Raw genomic sequence first — 13,648 nt, forward strand, 5'->3', positions numbered from 1 at the left:
TCGGCGGGGCTGGAAATTGTCGGCCGGAGAGGTGCTGGCGCTCGGCGTGCGGGTAATGCTGGGTGATGAAGTCGACCTGGAAGCCCCACGAGAAGCACGGTGGGCTGTCGAGCAAGGACAAGCGCGAGTTGCCGGAGACCGTCTTCGCGTTCCCCCGGGAGCGCAAGGAACCGATGACGGACGCGGGTCACGTCCGCAACGCCATCGCCCGGTTCGATCAGGTGCAGGGCGTCACCGACGAGGACCGGGACCTGGCCTTCCAGAACATCCTCGCCGCCGCCCGGCACTACGGCGTCGAGGTCGCCGAGACCAACTGGCGGCAGCTCGGCAAACTCCCGCACACACCGAATCCCGCCCACTGACCGGGTCAGCCCCACGGTTCGCCGGATAGGTTTGCCTTCGGCGGGTAAGCGGCGCTGATGTCCGCGAAGCAGGAGCCGGCGGCCCACTCCGGCCCGGAACCGAGTGGGGCATCCCGAGGGGTGTCCGGCCTGCGCGAGCGGGCACGGCACGCGGTACGCACCCGCGTGTGGCGGTTGCGTCTCTTCGGGCTACTCGCCGTGCAGGCCGGCATCGCGGCGGCGCTCGCCTGGTTCGTGGGGTACCAGTTCCTGGACAATCCGGCCCCGGTCCTCGCGCCCACCACGGCGGTCGGCATCGTGGCCGCCTCGATGGGGTCGCGTCTGCGGCGCACCGTCGAGCTGCTTGTCGGTGTGGTCCTGGGCCTCGCCGTCGGTGACTCGCTGATGCCGCTGTTCGGCATCGGCGCCTGGCAGACCGGTGTGGTCGTGGTGCTGGCGATCATCGTGGCAGTGCTGCTCAAGGGCGGTGGATCCCTACTCACCCAGGCCGGTGGCACGGCGGTGCTCATCGCCACCCTGGAGCCGCCAGTGCGGGAGCTGTCCGTCCCCCGCTTCGTCGACGCCGCCGTCGGGGGGTTGGCCGGGCTGGTGGTCGGACTGGTGGTGGTGCCGATCCATCCACAGCGGACAATCCGTCGGCTGGCCGAACCCGTTCTCGATCCGGCCGTCGCCGCCATGCACGCCCTGGCCACGGCGCTGCGCGTGCGGAATCTTGGCGAGGCCCAGCGGTCCCTGGACACACTGCGGGAACTCAGCCCCCGGCTGACCGCGCTCGACGACGGGCTGAACGCCGCGCAGGAGGTGGTGCGACTGGCGCCACTACGCTGGCGCGACCGGACCTCGCTTGCCTACTACACCCGGGCCGTCCGGAATCTGGAGCGCAGTCTGCACGGCTGCCGGTCCATCGCGCGGCGGCTCACGAAGGCCCTCCGGGACGACGAGCCGATACCAGAGGAGTTTCCGGCGGCCATCGACCTGTTGGCCGCGAGCGTGCAGAGCCTGCGATGCGCCATCCGGTCGCGGGACGAGCCGCGCGAGGCGCGCCAGCAGATCCTCGCGGCCGTGGACCTGGTCGGGAGGGCGCAGGGGGAGGTCGTGCCTGATCTCACCCGCCCGCACACCCACCGGATGGGCTACTCGGGTCTGATCGCCGCGGGAGAGTTCCGGATGACCGCAGATGACCTGCTCATTGCCAGCGGGCTGGACATCGACGAGGCCGCGGTGTTGGTGCGGCGGACGGTGGACCGGGAGGAGTGGGTCTGAGCGTCAACTCCCCTTCAGCGAGGCCAGGACCTCTTCGTAGTGTGGGTTCTTCATGACGCCGAGCACGTTGCCGAACGGGTCGACGACCGACGCGGTGACGAACCCCTCGTCGCCGTGCGGGGTGATCGGCTGGTACTCCGTGGCGCCCATTGCCAGCAGTCGCCCGACGGTGGCGTCGAGGTCGTCGACGTACCAGTGCATGATCACGCCGCCGGGCGTCGTCGACGCGCCGGACGGTGCGAACCGACGGTCGATGATGCCCAGCTCGGCCTGGTAGTCGCCGATCCGGAACTCGGTGTAGGCCGGGCGTCCGTCGGGCCCCGGGCGCATGAAGTACGCCTCGACGCCGAGAAGGTCCGCGTACCAGGCGGTCGCCGCCTCCACGTCGTCCGCCCAGATGTTGAGGGTGGCAAATCCTCGCAGGCTCATCAGGTGTCCCTCCGTCGATGTCGTCGACAGGAACGCTATCGGCGATTGCGGAAGGTTTGCTTCCGCAATGGCCAGCGGGTTCGGAGGATTCGCGGATAGCCAGCCGCTTTCCGGGTAGTCGCCGCCGTTGCCATCACGAACGGCGGGGGACAGCGTGCACGCGACGTATCCGGCGATCGAGGCGCACGGTCTGATCGGTGACCTGCAGACCGCGGCGCTGATCAGCGCGGACGGCGCTGTCGACTGGTTCTGCGCGCCCCGTTTCGACTCACCGAGCGTCTTCGGTGCGCTGCTCGACAACGACAGGGGCGGCCACTTCCGGCTCACCCCCGACGGCATCGACTACACGAGCAAGCAGCTCTACCTGCCCGGTACGGCGATCCTGATCACCCGCTTCCACAGCGCCGACGGCGTGGGGGAGCTGTTGGACTTCATGCCCGTCACCGGCGAACGCGCCACCGACCGACACCTGTTGATCCGGCTGGTGCGGATGGTCCGGGGGAGCATGCGGTTCCGCTTCGACTGCCGTCCGCGGTTCAACTACGGGCGCGACCCGTACGAGCTTGAGGTGCACCCGGAGGGTGACATCTTCCGGAGCGAGACCCTGACCCTCAGCCTCGCCCCCTTCAAGGGCTCGGAACGGAAGTTCGACGCCCAGGGGATCCGGCGCGGCGCGCAGGGCGTGTCCGCCTCGTTCACCCTGCACTCCGGTGACATCGGCGGGGTCACTCTGGAGACGGCCAGCCCGCACGCGCCCCGCGCAATGAGCACCGAGAAGGCGTGCGATCTGCTCGCCCAGACCCGCGACTACTGGCGGCGGTGGGTGGGCGGCTCCCGCTACACGGGCCGCTGGCGGGAGGTGGTCGAGCGGTCGGCGTTGACGCTCAAGCTGATGACGTACGCGCCGACCGGCGCCCTGGTCGCCGCACCCACCGCCGGGCTGCCCGAGCAGATCGGCGGGCCACGGAACTGGGACTACCGCTACACCTGGATCCGGGACGCGTCCTTCTCCGTGCACGCGTTGCTGCGCCTGGGCTTCACCGACGAGGCCCAGCGGTATCTGTTCTGGCTCAACGAGCGCATCCGCGAGTCCCGGGACGGCAACGTGCCCCTACAGATCATGTACCGGATCGACGGATCACCGGACCTCTCCGAGGAGGTGTTGGATCACCTGGAGGGATACCGGGGCTCGGCGCCGGTGCGGATCGGGAACGGCGCGGCCGGCCAACTACAGCTCGACATCTACGGCGAGGCGCTCATCGCGTTGGATCTCGCGGACCGCAACGGCCTGATCGCGCCGTACGACGGGTGGCGGAAGACGGCCGGGATGATGGACTGGCTCTGCGAGCACTGGGACCAACCCGAGGACGGCATCTGGGAGACCCGGTCCGGCCGGCAGGACTTCACCTACGGGCGGGTGCTGTCCTGGGTCGCGCTCGACCGTGTCATCCGCATCGCGCACCGTCGAGGGCGCCCCGGCGACACCAGCCGGTGGGCCATCGAACGGGACACCATCTACGAGCAGGTCATGAGCCGTGGGTTCGACCCGACATGCCGCGCGTTCGTGCAGCACTACGGTTCCGACATCCTGGACGCCTCGCTCCTGGCGATGTCCGGCCTGAACTTCATCTCGCCGACCGACCCGATGTGGGAGTCGACGCTGCGGGCAATGGACGACAGCCTGGTCTCCGACAGCCTGGTCTACCGCTACGACCCGAAGGCCTCGCCGGACGGCCTGGCCGGCACCGAGGGCACCTTCAACATGTGCACCTTCTGGTACGTGCAGGCGCTGGCGCTTGCTGGTCGGGTCGACGACGCCCGGTTGACCTTCGAGAAGATGCTCACCTACGCCAGCCCGCTCGGCCTCTACTCGGAGGAGATCGCCCCGACCGGTGAGCAGATCGGCAACTTCCCGCAGGCGTTCAGCCACCTCTCGCTGATCAGCACGGCTGGCCACCTCGACGACCTGCTCGACAAGGAGCAGTGCTGACCCGCTCGGTCAGAACAGCGTCAGCGGCTCGACCGGGATCGGCTCGGGCAGCGCGTCCAGTTCGGGTACGCGTGCCCGTACCTCGTCGTGGAACCGGCGGGCGAGCACCGGCGCGTCGGCGTTGTCCGGGGTGTGGAGGAACATCGTCGGCGAGCGCCCCTCCCGTAGCCAGGCCACCGTGACGTCGACCCAGCGCTGCCACCCCTCGACAGTGCGGGTCGGGTCGTCCCGGCCCAGGTAGCGGACGATCGGCCGGTCGGTCAGCGCGAGCGACCGCAGCGGCACGCGTGGTTTCTTGGTCCAGGCGTCGCGCTCGGCGTCGCTGCGGGGTGGGCTCGCGAAGAAGGCGGTCGTGTCGAACGGGATCCACTCGGCGGACGCGACGGCGAGGGTCGCCTCCAGCAGCCGGGTCGCGTCGGCGTCGGTGAAGAACGCGGGATGGCGGACCTCCACCGCGTACCGGTGCGACGGCGGGAGTTGACCGAGGAAGCGGCGCAGGGTCGGGACGTCGGCGGGGGCGAACGAGCCGGGCAGTTGGATCCAGAGGGCGTGTACGCGTGGGCCGAGCGGTTCGATCGCGTCCAGGAAGGCGTGCAGCGGTTCGCCGACGGCGGTGAGCCGGCGTTCGTGGGTGATGACCTTCGGAAGCTTGAGGACGAACCGGAAGTCGGGGTCCGTCTGCGCGGCCCAGGACGACACGGTGTCCCGGGCCGGGGTCGCGTAGAACGTGGTGTTGCCCTCCACGGCGTCGCACCAGCTGGCGTAGTGCCGCAGCCGTTCCGTCGGTGGCAGCGGGTGCCCCGGCCACGACCGGTGGCTCCACATCGCGCATCCCACGTGCAGCCGCATGCTCCGCCCTCTCCGCCGGTGACCCGTGCTCGACCGGAGCCACCGTAGCGGGGCCGACGGCCCACCAGCCGGCGGACATCGTCAACTCGGGGTTGACGCAACTAGAGCGTCAACTTATGGTTGACGCATGACAGATCCTCTCCAGATGAGCAACAGCGTCAAGCTCGACGACCTCATCCAGGCCATCAAGAGGGCGCACACCGACGCGCTCGACCAGCTCACCGACGCGGTCATCGCCGCCGATCACCTCGGCGAGGTCGCCGACCACCTGATCGGGCACTTCGTCGACCAGGCCCGCCGCTCGGGCGCCTCCTGGACCGACATCGGCCGCAGCATGGGGGTCACGAAGCAGGCCGCCCAGAAGCGCTTCGTGCCGAAGGCGACCGACGGCGCGTCCCTCGACCCGAACGAATCCTTCGGCCGGTTCACGCCCCGGGCCCGCAACGTGGTGATCTCCTCCCAGGAGGAGGCCCGCGCCAGCGGAAGCGCCGAGATCCGCCCCGAGCACCTGGTGCTGGGCCTGCTGGCCGAGCCGGAAGGGCTGGCCGCCAAGGTGATGGCCGGCCGGGGCGCCACGTCCGAGGTGGTGCGGGAGGCGGTCGCCGCCGTCCTCCCGCCGCCGGCCGAGCAGGTCCCGGACCTCGTCCCCTACGACGCGCGCGGCAAGAAGGCGTTGGAGCTGACCTTCCGGGAGGCGCTGCGCCTCGGGCACAACTACATCGGCACCGAACACATCCTGCTCGCCCTGTTGGAGCAGGAGGACGGCACCGGCGTGCTCACCGGTCTCGGCCTGGACAAGGCGACTGTCGAGGCCGACCTGGCCGCCGCGCTCGCCGCCCTCACCGCGCCGAAGTGAGCACCCCGGGTCAGGGCGCCTCGGGGAAGCCGTAGCGCAGGGCGTGCTCCGGATCGGCCGGGTCGATCTGGCGCACGCCCGCGTCGGCGAGGCGCTTGTTGACCTCGTCGAGCTGCTCGCGCACCAGTCGGGCCTCCTCCTCGGTGACCCGACCCCGGTGCGGCTTGCCGGCGTGCTCCAGCGTGCCGTAGTCGATCTTCTCGACGCTCTTGCGGGCCTTCGGTGGGCGGACCCGCTCGGCCGTCCGCAACAGCTGCGCCATCGGCACGTCGGTGGCCATCGCGTCGAACTCGCTTGCCGTCAACACCACCCGGCGCGGCTCGCCGCCGCCGTGCCGGTCGTGGATCTCCACCACCGCCACGTCCAGGGCGGCGTCGTCGATGTTCTCCACCTCGCCCGGGGTGGCGTCCAACTGCACGGGCCCGGCGACCAGGTCCGGGTGCTCCAGCACGACGACGCGGACCACCTCGTCGTCCTGCTGCAGAACCGTGCCGGTGAAGTCGGAGACGTGGATCGTCTTCTTGCCCATGCGCGGAGCTTCTCCTGTCGTAGGCCGGGATGCCGGACCACAAGAAATTACCCGACAGGTGTGCGAAAGCCCGCGCTGGACCTCCCCGGTGTGTCGCCGCCCGGCCAGGAGGTCAGTGCGTGTTCAGGCGGTGCCGACTGGAACTGCCGACGGGCAGCTTGTTCAGCCCCGCCCACGACAGGACGCCCTCGCCGACCATCCGGGGATTCCGGTAGCGCGGCTGCGGCGGGATGCCGTCGGCGGAATCCGCCGCGCGCCAGAGTCGCTCGGGGTCCTGCTGATAACGGGGGTACGGCTCATTCGGCATGGCCCTACCGTTCCAAACAAAGGTGTCCAGGTAAGGAAATAGATATGACGGTCGATCGGTGTGTCCGGTCACCGTGCTCCGCCCGGCCCTGAGGGATCGGCCGCCCGTCCGGGCCGGCCCGGCGTACGGTGATCCACGACGGGTGGACCGACGGGGGAGGTGGACATGCTCGACCGGCGGGTCCAACTGCACCTGGCCACCTGGCTCGGCCAGTGGCCGGCCGGGGCGGGGCTGCACGTGGTCGCCTCGCACCGACGGGCCGCACCGGCCTGGGACGGCAGGCTGCGCCCCGCGCTCGCCGTGGACACCGGGCACAGTGGCGTGCTCTCGGTGGCACCGGACCGGGTGGCGGCGATCCGCTCACTGGTCCGGCGTACCCCGGACCGGTTGCTCGCCGCGCTGCCGCAGGCCGTGGGGCTGCCCGACTGGTGCGTGCACGACGGTCTCTTCCGGTGGAGCGTGTCTCCCGCGCCGCTTCCCGACGTGGGGGAGTGGACCTCGCCGACGGCTCCCGGGCTGCCGCCCTGGCTGCGGCTCTTCGACCGGCCGGTGCTTGTGGTCCGCGACCCGGACGGCGCCTACCTGGCCGGTGCCGGGATCAAACGGCACGACGCGTACGGGCATGAGTTGGCCATCGGCACCGCGCCGGCCGCCCGGGGTCACGGCCTCGCCCGTCGGCTCGTGGCGCAGGCGGCGCGGCGGGTCCTCGACGAGGGGGCGGTGCCGACCTACCTGCACGAGCGCGACAATCTCGCCTCGGCCCGGGTCGCCGACGCGGCCGGTTTCCCGGATCGCGGCTGGCGGGCGTACGGGGTCTATCCGCGCTGAGTGCGCCGGGCGCGCGCGGACCGTGGATCCCGGGCCGGATCCACGGTCCGCAACCTCCCCCCAGGCCCCGGTTCCGGACGGGCCGACCCAGGGCCGGCACGTGTCGATCACGCTACGTATCGAACAGGCGTGGGGCAAGGTGCGAGCTGTCGGTTCGGAGTGTCTAAAACTGGACTTGACCTGCGGCTGAGCTGGTCGAGGGTGTCGGCCGGCTTGGTGACGTAGCGTGCAGCATCGTGACCTGTGGAGGGTCGCCCGCCCTGGAAAGCTCAGCGGGCCAGACCGAGAGCCTCGGCCGCCGCGCGACCGTTGGCGTGACTCGCGCCGTACGTGGTGACGAAGGCGCGTACGCCCACCGGGCGCCACTGTGCCGGCCACCCCATCTCCACCACTGTCACCGGATGTTGGGCGGCCAGCCCGGCGACCAGCTCCGGGCCGCCGGGCAGCCGGTGCAGGTGCCGCCCCACCAGCACGATGGGGCGGTCACCGGCCAACCCCCGCAGCGTCGCCGGGTCGGTCTCGGTGGCGATCACGCGGATCTCCGCGACCCCGTCGAGGTGCGGGCCGAGACCCCACGGCACCCGACCCTCGGCGATCGTCGACTCGGTGTGCAACTGCACGACAAGTGCTCGGTCCAGGCCGGCGAGCACCCCGTCCACCCGGAGGGCGCGACGCGCTGCCGCGTACCCCAGCTCGGTGTCCCCGGTCGCCGGGGATCCGACGGCGGCCCGGGTCCAGGCGGCGAGTTCGGCGGCGCGGCCGGCGGCCTGCTCGACCCGCGTGGTCGCCAGCCGGCCGTCGGTGAGGGCGTCGACGATCTCGGCGGCCACCCGCTCGACCAGTTCGGCGTCGACCCGCGCGCCGATGCAGAGCAGGTCGGCGCCGGCCGCCAGGGCACGGACCGCGGCCGGCCCGACTCCGCCGGCAGCCACCGCGGCGCCCTTCATCTCCAGCGCGTCGGTGATGACGGCGCCGGTGAAGCCGAGGTCGGTACGGAGCAGGTCGACCAGGACGGCCCGGCTGAAGGTGGCCGGATCGGCGCCGGTCAACGACGGCACCCGGATGTGCGCGGTCATCACGGCGCGTGCCCCCGCGGCGATGACCGCACCGAACGGCGGCAGGTCCCGGTGGCGGAGCAGGCTCAGCGGAGCGTCCACCGTGGGCAGTTCGTGGTGGGAGTCGGCGACGGTGGCGCCGTGCCCGGGGAAGTGCTTGGCGCAGGCGGCCACGCCGGCGGCCTGCAAGCCGGTCACGGCGGCGGCCGAGTGGGCGGCCACCCGCACCGGGTCCGCGCCGAAGGACCGGGTGCCGATCACCGGGTTCTCGTCGGCGGTGTTGACATCGACAGTGGGGGCGAGGTTGACGGTGATGCCGAGCGTCGCCAGTTCGGCGCCGATCGCCTGGTAGACCCTGCGGGTGAGCGCCACGTCGCCGATCGCGCCGAGGGCGGCGTTTCCGGGGTACGGACTGCCGGTGGCGTGCGCCAGCCGGGTCACGTCGCCGCCCTCCTCGTCGATGGCGATGAGCGCGTCGGGCCGACCGGCGCGCAGCGCGGCGGTGCTCGCCGCCACCTGGGCGGGGTCGTGCACGTTGGTGCCGAACAGGGTGTGCCCGGCGAGCCCGTCGGCCAGCAGGTCGACCGCCCAGTCCGGCGGGACCGGTCCCGGGTACGCGGCGAGCAACGTGCCCAGCGCCAGCCGGCGCAGTCCTGGATCCAGCCCCACGTGATCTCCCCCTTCGGTGCCCCAGCGGGTACGAAACGTCGTACCGGTGGTGGTGTCCGCCCTGCCGAATCGGCGGAGCGCCCCACCTCCGGGTGGCCGATACGCTACGGCTACCCGTTCGCAGGTCGGTTTACAGTTAGCAAAGTTTACTAAAACTAGAGGACGTGTCATGAGTGCGACCCGGCTGCCCGGCACCCCCCGCCTGTTGCGGGCGCTCAACGACCGTGCGGCACTGGAGCTGCTCCTCGAACGCGGCCCGCTGACCCGGGCCCGGCTCGGCGAGCTGACCGGGCTGTCGAAGGTCACCGCCTCCCAGCTGGTCGAGCGGTTGGAGGAGCGCGGCCTCGTCACGCGGGTCGGCGAACAGGCCGGCGGGCGCGGGCCGAACGCCCAGCTCTACGCGGTCAGCCCCGGCAGCGCGCACGTGGTCGGCGTGGACGTCGGGCCGGACCGGGTGGTGGCCGCCTGTGCCGACATCACCGGTGCGGTCATCGGCCGGGTGGAGCAGTCGACCCGGGACACCGACGACCCGGTGGGCGTCGTGCACAACGCCGTGGTGCAGGCAGCGAGCAGCGCCCAGGCGCAGCTCAGCAGCGTACGACGGATCGTGCTCGGCACCCCGGGCCTGGTCGACCCCGGCACCGGCGACATCACGTTCGCCTTCAACCTGCCGCGCTGGCACAGCGGTCTGCTCGCCGCCCTGCGGGACGACCTGCACACCCCGGTGGTCTTCGAGAACGACGTCAACCTGGCCGCGGTGGCCGAGGCGCAGTCCGGCGCCGCGCAGGGGCTGGCGGACTTCGTGCTGGTCTGGGTGGGCGCCGGCGTGGGCCTGGCGATCATGTTGGGTGGGCGGTTGCACCACGGCAGCAGTGGCGCGGCCGGTGAGATCGGCTACCTGCCGGTGCCCGGCGCGCCCATCCCACGCGACGTCTCCCGTCGTGCCAAGCCCGCCTTCCAGCAGTTGGTCGGTGCGGATTCGGTCCGCGCGGTGGCCCGCGAGCACGGCTACCCGGACAGCGACGCCGCCGAGGCGGTGCGCGCGGCCGTCGCGGCCGGCCCCGACGGTGGCCCGATGCTCGACGAGCTGGCCCGCAGGCTCGCGCTCGGCGTGGCCAGCACCTGCGTGGTGCTCGACCCGCCGTTGGTCGTGCTCGCCGGCGAGGTGGGCCAGGCCGGCGGCGTCGCGCTCGCCGAGCGGGTGCAGCACGAGGTCGCGGCGATCACCCTGGTCCGGCCGCGGGTGGTGCCGACCGGGCTGACCGAGGAGCCGATCCTGCACGGCGCGCTGCGGACCGCCCTGGACGCCGTGCGCGACGAGGTCTTCGGCTCCACCGTCGGCTGAGCCCGCTGCGCCGGTCATGTGAAGGAATATTTCACCGCAGCTCGGCAAGGTGCAAGCTCTTGCCGTCTCGCGGCCGGCCGGCGTCTCGCGGCCGGCCGCCGTCTCGCGACCGCCGCCGGGTGCGGTCGGGTCGCCGGGTCGCCCGCGGCTGGGCGGGCGGCCCGGTGACCCGCTACTCAGAGCAGGTCGCGGCGACGGAACACGGCGAACGCCGCAGCGGTCAGCCCGCCGGTCAGCCCGAGCAGCACCAGCAGGGCCGGACCCCAGGTCAGGGTGTAGGAGCCATCGCAGTAGGCGGTGCCGGAACACTCCTGCGGGTCCCAGAAGTTCGCCTCGCCGGTGAGCCACGCCCCGATGTGGCTGGAGAGCATCAACTGGTCCGGCCGACGGGCGTCGACGATCTCCAGGACCAGCCGGGCCCCCAACTCCCACACCACCGCGTACGCGGCCGCCGCCCCCAGCGCCGCCGAGGTGTGCCGACCCAGCGTGGCGATCGAGAAGCCCAGCGCGGCGGCCAGCAACACCAGCACCAGGCCACGGCCGTGCACCGCGCCCAGCGAACGCCAGAAGTCCCCGTCCAACCGGCCGGGCAACCCGGCGGTCTGCCCGATCACCCAGAACGTGGCGAGGTAGGCCACCGACGCCAGCAGAGCCAGGACCAGCACCGTCCCGAGCAGGGTGCCCAACTTGGCCCCGAGCACCGTCAACCGGCGTGGCCGCCAGAGCAGCAGGTTCACCACGCCGCCGGAGTTCAGGTCAGCGCCGATGTAGGAGGCCCCGACCAGGAAACCGAACAGCACCAGGAACGCGATGAGGAAGAAGAGCAGTGGCCGCGCCTGCTGGGCGAAGGTGAACACCCCCGGCAGGAAGTCGGCGGCGATCGGCAGCCGCTCCTGCCGGACCGGGTCGATCTCGGAGCAGTCGGCGGGGAGGTACCGTCCGTTGTTCTCACCCGGGAACGAGCCGCTCTGCCGGGCCAGGCACTCCTGGTAGGCGGCCTCCATGCCCTGCCGCTGCTCGACGGCCTGCTGCCGCGCCGCGTTCAGCTCGCTCGCGCTCGGCTTGTGGGAACCGGCCAGGGTGGTCGCCGCCGTCACGGCGAACGCCAACGCCAGCAGGACGACCATGAGCTGCACGAAGCGACGACTCGACAGCCGCTCCAACTCGGCACGAACCAGGTTCACGCGTCCACTCCCCGATCGAGATCAATCACAGCTGCGCCCTGCTGCTCGCCGTCCGGCAGCGCCGAGCCGTCGACCTGCCGGGGCACCGACGGATGCGCGTTGGCGCCCGTCAGCTCCAGGAAGACGCTCTCCAGATCCGGCCGCAGCGGCGTCAGCTCGCCCACCCACAGCCCCTGTTCACCGAGCACCCGGCTGACCACCGTCGGGTCACTGACTCCACTCACCACAAGCGCCTCGCCGTCGACGACCGCCGCCAGCTCGGCCGCGTGCAGCAGCTCGACAGCGCGCTCCGGCTCGGCCACCCGCACCAGGAACTCGTGTCGGTCATGGCCCGCCAGCACCTCGTCCACCCGACCGGACGCCACCCGGCGTCCCCGCGAAATGATCGTGACGTGGTCGCAGATCAACTGGATCTCACCCAGGATGTGACTGGACACCAGCACTGTCACCCCGTTGGCCGCCAGGGACCGCATCAGGTCCCGCATCTCCCGGATGCCCGCCGGGTCCAGCCCGTTCGCCGGCTCGTCCAGGATCAGCAACCGCGGATCCTTCAACAGCGCGGACGCCACCGCGAGGCGCTGCTTCATGCCCAGCGAGTAGCCCTTCACCCGCTCGTCGCCCCGGTCGCGCAGACCCACCAGATCCAGTGCCTCGTCCACCCGCGAGACCGGCACCCCGCCGGCCCGAGCCAACAGGCGCAGCGTCCGGTACCCGGTGAAGTTGCCGAAGAACTGCGGGCTCTCGACGATGGCGCCGACCTGCCCCGCCACCCGGGGCAGCAGCTCCGGCGACGGTTCGCCGAGCACCGTCATCCGTCCACCGTCGGCGCGTACCAGCCCGAGCAGGGCCCGCAGGGTGGTGGTCTTGCCGGAGCCGTTGGGTCCGAGGAACCCATGGACCTGGCCGGCCTCGACCAGCAGGTCGAACCCGTCCACTGCCACCCGCCGGCCATTGCGCAGGCTGTGGAAGGTCTTGCGCAGACCCTCGATCTCGATGACCGCGCTCATCCGCGCGGCTCCGTATCCTGGCGGAACATCAGCTGTCCTCCGGGTGTGGTGATCAACGACACGGCGCCTCACCCTATGGCCGAGGCGCCGCCCGTGGGGGGCGCCGCGGCGCTGCGTGGTTGGATGGTGCGGTGACTGGTGACCTGATCCATGGCGCTGCCGGCGCCGCGCCTGTGGACCCGGATCTGGTGGTCAGCCTGGACGGCGTCGGGGTACGCCGGTCCGGCACCGCCCTCCTGCAGGACCTGACCTGGCGCGTCGAGTTGGACGAGCGTTGGGTGGTGCTCGGCTCCAACGGCGCCGGCAAGACCACCCTGCTCAACCTCGCCGCGGGCCGGCTGCACCCCACCACCGGTGTCGCGCACGTGCTCGGCGAGCGGATCGGCCGCACCGACGTCAACGAGCTGCGTACCCGGATCGGGCTCACCACCGCCGCGCTCGCCGAGCGGCTGCCCGCCGACGAGCGGGTCAGCGACGTGGTGGTGACCGCCGCCTGGTCGGTGGTCGGCCGCTGGCGGGAGAACTACGACCGTGGCGACGAGGCGCGGGCGCGGGCACTGCTGAGCCAACTCGGCGTCGGTGGCCTCGCCGAGCGCCGCTACGGCACCCTCTCCGAGGGGGAGCGCAAGCGGGTGCAGATCGCCCGTGCCCTGATGACCGACCCGGAGTTGTTACTGCTCGACGAGCCCGCCGCCGGGCTCGACCTGGGCGGTCGGGAAGACCTTGTCGCCCGACTGGCCGAGCTGGCGTACGACCCGGATGCCCCGGCCATGGTGCTTGTCACCCACCACGTGGAGGAGATCCCCCCGGGGTTCACCCACGCGCTGCTGCTGCGCGAGGGCGGGGTGGTCGCCCAGGGTCTGCTCGCCGAGACGTTGACCGGCGACAACCTCTCCAAGACGTTCGGCCTGCCGCTGGTGGTCGAGCGGTCCGGCGACCGTTACACCGCACGGGCCGCCTGAGCGCCAGGACAGG

Annotated in this window: 14 protein-coding genes; 7 read left to right on the forward strand and 7 right to left on the reverse strand. The window is 71.7% G+C overall.

The window, feature by feature from the left end:
- Positions 1-65 precede the first annotated feature (65 nt).
- Both ACQPWW_RS06710 and ACQPWW_RS06715 read left to right on the forward strand, forming a co-directional pair.
- The gene (locus tag ACQPWW_RS06710; protein WP_433130192.1) at positions 66-362 is read left to right on the forward strand and encodes a DUF6582 domain-containing protein; all 297 of its coding nucleotides are present in this window, start codon (positions 66-68) and stop codon (positions 360-362) included.
- Between the two features lie 57 nt (positions 363-419).
- A complete protein-coding gene (locus tag ACQPWW_RS06715; RefSeq protein WP_433130194.1) occupies positions 420-1,625 on the forward strand; it encodes an FUSC family protein in 1,206 nt (401 codons plus the stop codon).
- Positions 1,626-1,628: 3 nt separating this feature from the next.
- Here ACQPWW_RS06715 and ACQPWW_RS06720 read toward each other — a convergent pair whose 3' ends face one another.
- A complete protein-coding gene (locus ACQPWW_RS06720; RefSeq protein ID WP_433130196.1) occupies positions 1,629-2,054 on the reverse strand; it encodes a VOC family protein in 426 nt (141 codons plus the stop codon).
- Positions 2,055-2,208: 154 nt separating this feature from the next.
- On the opposite strand from ACQPWW_RS06720, the gene ACQPWW_RS06725 reads away from it, so the two are divergent.
- Positions 2,209-4,044 carry a glycoside hydrolase family 15 protein gene (locus ACQPWW_RS06725; protein ID WP_433130198.1) on the forward strand — a complete coding sequence of 612 codons (1,836 nt, stop codon included), beginning with the start codon at positions 2,209-2,211 and terminating at the stop codon, positions 4,042-4,044.
- 9 nt (positions 4,045-4,053) lie between these two features.
- Here the strand turns inward: ACQPWW_RS06725 and ACQPWW_RS06730 are convergent, their stop codons facing one another.
- On the reverse strand, positions 4,054-4,869 hold the full coding sequence (locus ACQPWW_RS06730; RefSeq protein ID WP_433134176.1) for a DUF72 domain-containing protein: 816 nt from the start codon (positions 4,867-4,869) through the stop codon (positions 4,054-4,056).
- Between the two features lie 151 nt (positions 4,870-5,020).
- Between ACQPWW_RS06730 and ACQPWW_RS06735 the strand changes: the two genes are divergently transcribed.
- Positions 5,021-5,749 (forward strand): Clp protease N-terminal domain-containing protein, encoded by a 729-nt coding sequence (locus ACQPWW_RS06735; protein WP_433130200.1) that lies wholly within the window; start codon positions 5,021-5,023, stop codon positions 5,747-5,749.
- Positions 5,750-5,759: 10 nt separating this feature from the next.
- Here ACQPWW_RS06735 and ACQPWW_RS06740 read toward each other — a convergent pair whose 3' ends face one another.
- Positions 5,760-6,278, reverse strand: a complete 519-nt coding sequence (locus ACQPWW_RS06740) for a hypothetical protein (RefSeq protein WP_433130202.1) — start codon at positions 6,276-6,278, stop codon at positions 5,760-5,762.
- A 112-nt stretch (positions 6,279-6,390) separates the two neighbouring features.
- Entirely contained in the window at positions 6,391-6,585 is a 195-nt protein-coding gene (locus ACQPWW_RS06745) for a DNA repair protein (RefSeq protein WP_433130204.1), read from the reverse strand.
- Positions 6,586-6,750: 165 nt separating this feature from the next.
- On the opposite strand from ACQPWW_RS06745, the gene ACQPWW_RS06750 reads away from it, so the two are divergent.
- Positions 6,751-7,413 (forward strand): GNAT family N-acetyltransferase, encoded by a 663-nt coding sequence (locus ACQPWW_RS06750; protein WP_433130206.1) that lies wholly within the window; start codon positions 6,751-6,753, stop codon positions 7,411-7,413.
- A gap of 269 nt (positions 7,414-7,682) precedes the next feature.
- Here the strand turns inward: ACQPWW_RS06750 and ACQPWW_RS06755 are convergent, their stop codons facing one another.
- Positions 7,683-9,137: a glycoside hydrolase family 3 protein gene (locus tag ACQPWW_RS06755; protein WP_433130208.1), complete on the reverse strand. Its 1,455-nt coding sequence runs from the start codon at positions 9,135-9,137 to the stop codon at positions 7,683-7,685.
- Between the two features lie 169 nt (positions 9,138-9,306).
- Between ACQPWW_RS06755 and ACQPWW_RS06760 the strand changes: the two genes are divergently transcribed.
- On the forward strand, positions 9,307-10,482 hold the full coding sequence (locus ACQPWW_RS06760) for an ROK family transcriptional regulator (protein ID WP_433130210.1): 1,176 nt from the start codon (positions 9,307-9,309) through the stop codon (positions 10,480-10,482).
- Between the two features lie 176 nt (positions 10,483-10,658).
- Here the strand turns inward: ACQPWW_RS06760 and ACQPWW_RS06765 are convergent, their stop codons facing one another.
- Both ACQPWW_RS06765 and ACQPWW_RS06770 read right to left on the reverse strand, forming a co-directional pair.
- Positions 10,659-11,666, reverse strand: coding sequence for an ABC transporter permease subunit (locus tag ACQPWW_RS06765; protein WP_433130212.1), 1,008 nt, complete (start codon positions 11,664-11,666; stop codon positions 10,659-10,661).
- Complete coding sequence (locus ACQPWW_RS06770) at positions 11,663-12,673, reverse strand: ABC transporter ATP-binding protein (RefSeq protein ID WP_433130214.1); 1,011 nt, start codon at positions 12,671-12,673, stop codon at positions 11,663-11,665. The genes ACQPWW_RS06765 and ACQPWW_RS06770 overlap by 4 nt, the downstream gene beginning before the upstream one ends.
- 131 nt (positions 12,674-12,804) lie before the next feature.
- Between ACQPWW_RS06770 and ACQPWW_RS06775 the strand changes: the two genes are divergently transcribed.
- Positions 12,805-13,635 carry an ABC transporter ATP-binding protein gene (locus ACQPWW_RS06775; protein ID WP_433130216.1) on the forward strand — a complete coding sequence of 277 codons (831 nt, stop codon included), beginning with the start codon at positions 12,805-12,807 and terminating at the stop codon, positions 13,633-13,635.
- Positions 13,636-13,648 lie beyond the last annotated feature (13 nt).

The sequence above is a fragment of the Micromonospora sp. CA-240977 genome, assembly GCF_050942285.1.
Classification (GTDB): Bacteria; Actinomycetota; Actinomycetes; order Mycobacteriales; family Micromonosporaceae; genus Micromonospora.